6 protein-coding genes are annotated in these 7,785 nt (G+C 70.5%); 2 read left to right on the top strand and 4 right to left on the bottom strand.

The genetic code is table 11. From position 1 onward, the window contains the following. Positions 1-132: 132 nt before the first annotated feature. Entirely contained in the window at positions 133-1,200 is a 1,068-nt protein-coding gene (locus QQ657_RS56290) for an SGNH/GDSL hydrolase family protein (RefSeq protein WP_284750713.1), read from the top strand. Further along, a complete protein-coding gene (locus QQ657_RS56285) occupies positions 1,197-3,029 on the top strand; it encodes a hypothetical protein (RefSeq protein WP_284750712.1) in 1,833 nt (610 codons plus the stop codon). Before QQ657_RS56290 ends, QQ657_RS56285 begins: the two co-directional genes overlap by 4 nt. Before the next feature lie 174 nt (positions 3,030-3,203). On the opposite strand, the gene QQ657_RS56280 is transcribed toward QQ657_RS56285, so the two are convergent. Genes QQ657_RS56280 through QQ657_RS56265 form a run of 4 tightly spaced genes read right to left on the bottom strand, consistent with a single transcriptional unit; the run spans position 3,204 to position 7,648 of the window. Then, complete coding sequence (locus tag QQ657_RS56280) at positions 3,204-4,571, bottom strand: beta-N-acetylhexosaminidase (protein ID WP_284750711.1); 1,368 nt, start codon at positions 4,569-4,571, stop codon at positions 3,204-3,206. A gap of 1 nt (position 4,572) precedes the next feature. Continuing rightward, positions 4,573-5,427, bottom strand: a complete 855-nt coding sequence (locus tag QQ657_RS56275; protein WP_284750710.1) for a carbohydrate ABC transporter permease — start codon at positions 5,425-5,427, stop codon at positions 4,573-4,575. After that, positions 5,418-6,365 carry a carbohydrate ABC transporter permease gene (locus QQ657_RS56270; protein WP_284750709.1) on the bottom strand — a complete coding sequence of 316 codons (948 nt, stop codon included), beginning with the start codon at positions 6,363-6,365 and terminating at the stop codon, positions 5,418-5,420. The genes QQ657_RS56275 and QQ657_RS56270 overlap by 10 nt, the downstream gene beginning before the upstream one ends. Further along, positions 6,365-7,648, bottom strand: coding sequence for an extracellular solute-binding protein (locus QQ657_RS56265; RefSeq protein WP_284750708.1), 1,284 nt, complete (start codon positions 7,646-7,648; stop codon positions 6,365-6,367). The genes QQ657_RS56270 and QQ657_RS56265 overlap by 1 nt, the downstream gene beginning before the upstream one ends. Between the last annotated feature and the right edge of the window lie 137 nt (positions 7,649-7,785).

Raw genomic sequence — 7,785 nt, 5'->3', positions numbered from 1 at the left:
GCGGTCAACACGATCACGAGGCCCGAGGGGGCGCTCCTGGCGGCCACGGCGCCCGCCCTGGTGACCCGCGCCCCGCCCACGGCGGCGGCGCCCGGCCGGCCCCCGACACTGGTCGCACGAATACTGCAGGTGATGACCGGAATCAGGAGCCGGGCACCGCACGCCACGATCGTGCTGACGAACTACCCGCTGGCCACGGACCCACAGAACAAGCACGCCGCGAGCGTGGTCGGTGAAAGCGATCTGACCAGCGTCCGGAAGTTCAGCTACGACCTGAACAAGGCGATCGAGCGGGCCGCGCAGATCTGCCACTGCGCGTCCCTGGTCGACCTGTCCGCGGCGGTCGCCGGCCACGAGGCCTACACCGCCGACTCGGCGTTCAACGAGCAGCCCGACCAGCAGGCGCCCGGGGAACAGTTCCGGCCCAACCAGGAGGGCGCGTCCCTGATCGCCGACCCGATCGCCGCCGGCATCGCGCGACTGCTCTGGATCACCCCACCGAAGCCCGGCGACGGGAAGATGACCGTCCCGACGAACATCGCCGTCCACAATGGTGCGTCCGACCGGGACGGCGACCGGGTTCCCGATTCCAGGGACCAGCGGCCCGACGACCCGGCCCGCTCCGTGGACGCCCCCAAACCCAAGCCCGGCACCAGGCACGACGCACCCTCGCCGCACAAGGCGTCGAACGCGAGGCCCTCGAACGTCGGCCACCGACCGGCGAACAGGGTGCTGCCGGCGCAAGGTCACGACGAGCGCCCTGGTGCCGCCGCGAACGAGAAGGTGCCGGCACGAACGGGTTCGGAGAACCGGGGTGCTTCCGAGGTGACGGCACACCCCACGGAGTCCGCGCCGACGGCCTCGGGGCAGCGGGTGCCCGCCGGTAACGGCTCGGTGGCGCCCATTCGCGAGTTCTTCGCGCACGGACCCAAGAAGCCGCGACCGGGCGGCACGACTCCGGCCACCCTCACCCTGACCGCGGTGCCGCCGAAACGTGAGAACACCGTGACACCGTCGGTGCCGGACAAGCGGGTCACCGGTGCGGAGACCGCCGAACGGAAACCGGATCCGGCCGACGCCGGCGCGCGGATCACACCGGAGCTTTCCGGTGCAGCCCAGGACACTCCACGACTTCGCGGCCTGTTCGCCTGGCAACCCGCGGCCGCGGAATCACCCCGAGCCGAAGGGACGACCCCATGAACGACCGCCCCACCAGGAGCCTGGTGAAGGCCATGAACGGCGCCCTCAAGGAATGGTTCCACGCGCTTCGGGGACTCCACCGCGGCCGCATCCGCCGCGGTGCCGCCGCGGCGGCCGCCGTGACCCTGGCCGCGGGAATGACCGCCGCACCGGCCGTCGCCGCGCTTCCGTCCTCCGACAACCAGCCACAAGCGGGCCCCCAGCGAGAAGGCGTTCAGGTCGCGCAAAACGGGGGAATCGCGCGCCCGGCTCCCCGACCGGGCCCGGCGCCGATACCTCCGGAGCAGCAGTCGCCATTCGGCCCCGCACAGCCGGCGCGGCCCGGTCGTGCTGTCCGTGCACCGGAAGTCGGGCCGCCGCCACCCGAAGGGGTGCTCCAACCCACCCCGGGAATGGAAAATCTGCTCCGGGCGGCGGAGGACGTCAACAACTACAAGGACTTCACGCAGGAGCAGCAGGACGCCGCGCTGGCGCTGGCGAGGATCCGGCAGCAGCTGATGGACCGGCCGATCATCCAGACCTTCCCGGGGGCGGAGTTCTTCGAGTCGGTCCCGCCAGGTCCCCGGAACGAGGGGCCGTCGCTTCTCCCCAGTGCGGAACGGCAGGCGATCAACAGGCAGCGCGCGAAGGACGGCATCGACGAACCGATGGGCTACCTGAACCCGTACGACGCGTGGCGGGCCCTCGGTCCGGCCAAGGAAGCCTCGGACCGTCTCGCGGGGGACCGGCAGTGGCTGAACGACCAGTTGCTGGCGAGCAAGCTTCCTGCGAAAACGCGGGACGAGTACAAGGTGGCGTTGAACGACGTCCTCTCCTGGATCAACCAGGCCGAGACCCGGGACGAGCGGGATGCCCTGATCGACCAGTTCAACTCGCTCAAGGACGCTTTCAACCGCGCGGAGTTGGCCTACCGCGACGACCACAACCTCTTCGGACTGGAGGGCCGGCAGGTTCCGCGGAACCTCGACCCCGGACTGCCCGAGCCGGCTCCCGAGAACCTCCGGGACGCAAGGGCCGCACTGGAGGCGGCGGAGCAGCAGCAGGCGCTGGAGGCAGCGCGGGAGCACGCGCTGGAGCCGGGTGTGATGACCGGCGGTGACGTGAACACAGGGACTCCGGACACTGATCCGGGGTCGGTCGGCGGTGACCCGGCCGAGGCGCTGGCTGCGGCGCGGGAGAATGCACTGGCACCGGGTGTGATGAACGGCGGTGGTGTGAACACTGGGACTCCGGACACTGATCCGGGGCCGGTTGGTGGCGACCCGGCCGAGGCGCTGGCTGCGGCGCGGGAGAATGCATTGGCGCCGGGCGTGATGAATGGTGGTGGTGTGAACACAGGAGCTCCGGACACCGATCCGGGGCCGGTTGGCGGCGACGGCCAGGATGCCCCCGCCAAGGGCGCGACAGATGCCATCAACCAGGGCCGGAGCACGGACACCGACCCCAACCAGGCCAACGACACACCCGGGGACGCCACCGACGACCCGAGTACAAGTTCGGATACCGACACCGGCGCAGCGAAGTCCTCGTCCAGTGGTGAAAGCGCCGCCGACTCCGACGCCGGAGAAACCGGAACCGCATCTGAAGGCTCCGACTCCGGTGGCGATGATTCCGCCGGCGGCTACGGCGGTGGCGACTCCAGCGACTCCAGTGACTCCAGTGACTCCAGTGACTCCGGCGGTGACTCCGGTGACTCCGGCAGCTATGGCGGTGGCAGCACCAGCTACGGCGGCAGCGACTCCAGTGGCGACGGCTCGTCCTCGTCCGGTGGAGACGGTGGCTCGTCCTCGTCCGGAGGCGACGGTGGCAGCTCCAGCGGTGGCGAGTAGGTAGCGCTCGAGGACCTGCATGGCCGCGCCGTAACCGGGTTTGACCAGGCAGTCCAGGATCTGGCCGCGCTCGGTCCAGCGTTCGGGCGCGGCCAGGTACCGGGCGCTGGACCGAGCGCGTGCCGACGAACGAATGTGGGCGGTGAAGATTTCTTTTGCCGGAACCTGCCGTGATCAGCGGGGCCGGCCGGGGACGCCCGGCCGGGTCTGCCACGGGTGCGGCCCGTCCAACGGCCGGTACTCGACACCGAGCGCGTCCAGCCGCGGCAGGTGGTGGTCACGCAGTCGCGGCAGGAACTCCGCGTAGTCGCGCTCGCCGCTACTCCACGCCACCTCCGCGAACGCCGACAACCGGGGAAACGCCATGTAGTCCACCCGCCGCACGGTGTCCAGGTGTTCGCTCCACACCTGCGCCTGGACACCGCGCAGCCGCGGCCCGGTCAGCGCGGGCTCGTACGCGTAGACGTCCTCCAGCGTGTGGACCATGCCGACCGGGATCGGCTCGTCCGGGTGGTCGGCCTGCCGGTGGTCCAGGTAGACGTGCTGCTCCGGGCACATCACCACGTCGTGCCCTTCGGCAGCGGCCCGGACACCCGCCGCCTCGTTCTGCCACGAGCCGATCACCATCGGGGGCAGGCCGGGGATGTCGAGGACCTCGTCCCAGCCCATCGGCGTCCGGCCGCGCGCGACCAGGTGCTCGGCCAGCAGGCGGACGAACTTGCGGTGCTCGTCGGTCGCGCCCGGGGTTTCGTCGCCGCCCAGTGCGATCACCGGCGACGGGAAGATCTCCAGCAGGTGGTCGAACACGCGGCGGAAGAAGTCCAAAGTGGACGACGACGGGTCGAGCAGCGAAGTGCTGATGCCCCAGGCGGTCCAGATCTCATACGACGACGAAGTCCCCAGTGACGGATAGGCCGCCAGTGCCGCCCGGGCGTGGCCGGGGATGTCGATCTCCGGCACCACGGTGATCGCGCGCGCAGACGCGTAAGCCACGATCTCCCGCAGGTCGTCGCCGGTGTAGAAGCCGCCGTGCGGCCGCCCGTCCTGCTCGCCCCCGCTGCCGGCCATCGACGACGGCCGCCAGCCGCCCACCGACGTCAACCGCGGAAACTCAGGGACCTCGAAGCGCCAGCCCTGGTCGTCGGTCAGGTGCAGGTTGAGCACGTTCAGCTTGTGCGCGGCCAGCAAGTCGACGAACCGCAGCACCTCCGCCTTGGTCCGGAAGTGCCGGGCGACGTCGAGCAGGCACCCGCGCCAGCCGAACCGCGGGTGGTCCTCCACGACACCGCACGGCAGCGAAAGCGCGTCGAGGGGAACAGTGCGAAACGCCGGAGGCCCCGCGAGCTGCCGCAACGTCTGCCGCCCGTAGAACTCGCCGGCCGCGTCACCGCAGTGCAGCACGACGCCGGACGGCGAGATCTCCAGCCGGTAGCCCTCGGCCGGCAAGGACGCCGATCGGACGTCCACAGTGGACGGCCACGGGCACGAACCCGGCGCCGGCGTCACCGAAACCGGACGGGGGAGCAAGGTGGCAAAAGACATGTCAGCCCTTCACAGCGCCGGCCATCCCGGACACCAGCCGTCGTTGCACGAGGACGAAGAACACCAGGACCGGGATCGTCATCAGCGTCGAGGACGCCATGACCGCGCCCCAGTCGGTGTCCTCCGGCTTGAAGAACACCAGGATCGCCTGCGGCAGCGTCTGGTTCTCGGTCTTGGAGATGATGAACGTCTTGGCGAACAGGAAGTCGTTCCAGGCGTGGATGAACGCGAGCACGCTCACCGCGACCAGCCCGGGTGCCACCAGCGGGAACAGGATCTGCCAGGTGAACCGCATGCGCGACGCGCCATCCAGCTTGGCCGCCTCTTCGAGCTCCACCGGCACCGCGGCGACGAACCCGCGCAGCATCCAGATCGCGAACGGCAGGCTGAACGCCAGGTGCACCAGCACCAGCGAGCCCAGCTCGTTCAGCCCGAACGCCGGCGCGACGCCGCCGATCTGGCGCATCAGGAAGAACAGCGGGATGGTCAGCGCCTCCACCGGCACCATCTGCGCGACCAGGATCATCACCAGCAGCACGGTCCGGCCCTTGAACGAGAACCGCGTCAGTGCGACCGCCGATAGGAACGACAGCAGCAGCGACAGCACCACGACGACCAGCGCGACCACCAGGCTGTTCACGAAGAACCGCCCGAAGCCGGACACCGTGAGCACCCGGGAGAAGCTGTCGAACGACGGGTCGAACGTCCACGGCTTCGGGTTCGCCGACTGGATCTCGCCCGGTGGCTTGAACGCCGAGAGCAGCATCCAGTACAGCGGGAACGCGACGATGCCGGCGATGACCACCGTGATGACTTCGGCGACCAGCCGCCCGGGGCGTCGAACCGCTACAGCCATGCCGCGCTCCGGCGCTGCGACCGGACGTACAGCCCGGTGATCGACAGCAGCAACAGCGTCATGACGACTCCGATCGCCGAGCCGAGGCCGTACTCCTGCCCGGCGAAGGCCTGTTGGTACGCGTAGACGTTGAGGACCAGGTTGCGGCCGGCGACCCCGCCGCCGTTGGTCATCACGTAGATCTGGGTGAACACCTTGAAGTCCCAGATGATCGACTGGACGGTCGCGATCATCAGCAGCGGCCGCACGATCGGCAGCACGATCGACCGGCTCGTCCGCCACACCGACGCGCCGTCGAGCGACGCGGCCTCGAGCACCTCGTCGGGGACGCCCTTGATCCCGGCGTACATCGTGACCAGCACGAACGGGAACGAGCACCAGATCACCTCGGCGGCGACCAGCCCGAACGCGCCGAGTGTGCCGAAGGTCCACGAGTGGTGCTCGAACGGCAGCCCGATCCCCGAGAGCACCTCGTTGACCAGGCCGAAGTCGGTGTCGAAGAGGAACAGCCAGACGTAGGAGCCCGCGATCGCCGGCGTCGACCACGCGCCGAGCGCGGCGAGGAACAGCAGCGTCCGGGGGAGGGACCGCACGCGGCTCGCCAGCACGGCGAGGCCGGTGCCGACGAGGAGCGAACCGACGACGCAGGCCGCGGCGAACCCGACCGTCTTGCCGAGCACCGTCCAGAACTCCACCTGGGACAGCAGGTCGGTGTAGTTCGCGAAGCCGAGGAACACCAGGGGCGCGTTGCCCGTGGCCTGCGGCTGGCCGTAGTCGTAGAACGAAATGAGGACCAGCTGGTAGATCGGGTAGGCCAGCATCGCCGCGAGCAGGATGCCCGCCGGGGCGAGGTAGAGCGCGGCGGCCCGGCCGTCCCCCTTCCGGCTCGGCTTCCGCGTGGGAGCCGAGACGGAAGGGGCTTCCTGGACGGCCACCACTACCCGAAGGCCTTGTTCATCGCCGCGGCCGCGTCGGTGAGCGCGGCCGACGGGTCCTTGCCGCCGGTCGCGATCTGCTGGACGGCCGTCGGCAGCACGTTCTGGCTGTCGATCTTCGACCACGCCGGGGTCGCGGGGACGAACTTGGTGCCCGCCTTGAGCGTGTCGACGAACGGCTTGAGGAACGGGTCGTTCGCCGCGAGCTTCTGCTGCACGCTGCTCAGCGTCGGCAGGTTCCCCATCGCCGTGTACATCTTCTCCTGGTACTTCGCGCCACCGAGCAGCTCGATGAACTCCAGTGCCAGGCCGCGGTGCTTGCTGGCGTTGAAGACGCCGAGGAGGTTGCCGCCGGCGAACGCGGGGGCGACGCTGCCCGCGGCCGTGCCCGGGATCGGGACGACGGCGTACTTGCCCTTCACCGCGCCCTGTTCGACGGCCTTGCGGTTGAAGTCGCCGCCGATGGTCATCCCGGCCTTGCCGCCGGCGAAGGCCGTGACGCTCTGCGTGCCGGTCAGGTTCGCGCACTGCGCGGGCGGGCAGATGTCGTCCTTGAGCAGGTTCGCGTACTGCGTGACGCCGGCCTTGGCCTGGTCACCGGTGACCGTGGACGTCCACTTGCCGCCGTTCTCCTGCGCCAGCTCGCCGCCGTTGGCCCAGAGGAAGGGCAGCATCGCGTAGGTGTACTTGCCGCCGACCGAGATGCCGTAGAGGTCCGGCTTGGCGGCGCGGATCTTCCGGGCGTCCTCGGTCAGCTCCGAGAGCGTCGTGGGCGGCTTGAGGCCGAGCTCGGTGAAGACGTCGGTGCGGTAGTACAGCGCGCGGATGCCGGTGTACCAGGGCAGCCCGTAGGTCTTGCCGCCGGACTTCGCGGTGTCCAGCACGGTCGGGATGAGGTCCTTGCCCTCGCTCCACGACGCCAGGTCGCCGGTCAGGTCGGCGAGCGCGCTGGTGGCGGCGTAGCTGGAGACGTCGGTGTTGCCGAACTCGGCGGCGTCCGGCGCGCTCGCCGGGTCGGTGAAGGCCCCGGAGAACTTGTCGGCGCGGCCTTCGACCGGCACCCACTGGACGTCGACCTCGACGCCCTGGTGCGCGGCCTTGAACTCGGCGATGGCGTCCTTGACCGCGGCCTCCTTCGGCGCGCGGTTGGCCTCGTCGAACAGCCAGACGCGGACGGTGCCGGTCTTCTCGTCCCCGCCGTTGCCGGCAGGCGCGGACTGGGTGGGCGCGCAGCCGGCCAGCAGGGCCAGCCCGGCGACGACGGGCAGGGTGCGGCGCAGTCTCATGGGATCCTCCAGTGGAGAGGGGGGGGGGGGGGGGGGGGGGGGGGGGGTGGGCTGGGTGGGGCGGGCACGCCGGGGGGGGGGCGGGGCGGGGGGGTGGGGGGGGGGGGGGGGGGCGGGGGGGGGGGGCGCGGGGGGGG

This window comes from Amycolatopsis ponsaeliensis (genome assembly GCF_030182635.1).
Classification (GTDB): domain Bacteria; phylum Actinomycetota; class Actinomycetes; order Mycobacteriales; family Pseudonocardiaceae; genus Amycolatopsis; species Amycolatopsis ponsaeliensis.
Note: the sequence above shows the minus strand (reverse complement) of the source record. Positions and strands in the feature narration are given on the sequence as shown.

Excerpts from the sequence above, each read along its gene's own strand:
- QQ657_RS56290 (WP_284750713.1), top strand. The coding sequence starts at position 133 with ATGACCGGAATCAGGAGCCGGGCACCGCACGCCACGATCGTGCTGACG.
- QQ657_RS56285 (WP_284750712.1), top strand. The coding sequence starts at position 1,197 with ATGAACGACCGCCCCACCAGGAGCCTGGTGAAGGCCATGAACGGCGCC.
- QQ657_RS56280 (WP_284750711.1), bottom strand. The coding sequence starts at position 4,571 with ATGTCTTTTGCCACCTTGCTCCCCCGTCCGGTTTCGGTGACGCCGGCG.
- QQ657_RS56275 (WP_284750710.1), bottom strand. The coding sequence starts at position 5,427 with ATGGCTGTAGCGGTTCGACGCCCCGGGCGGCTGGTCGCCGAAGTCATC.
- QQ657_RS56265 (WP_284750708.1), bottom strand. The coding sequence starts at position 7,648 with ATGAGACTGCGCCGCACCCTGCCCGTCGTCGCCGGGCTGGCCCTGCTG.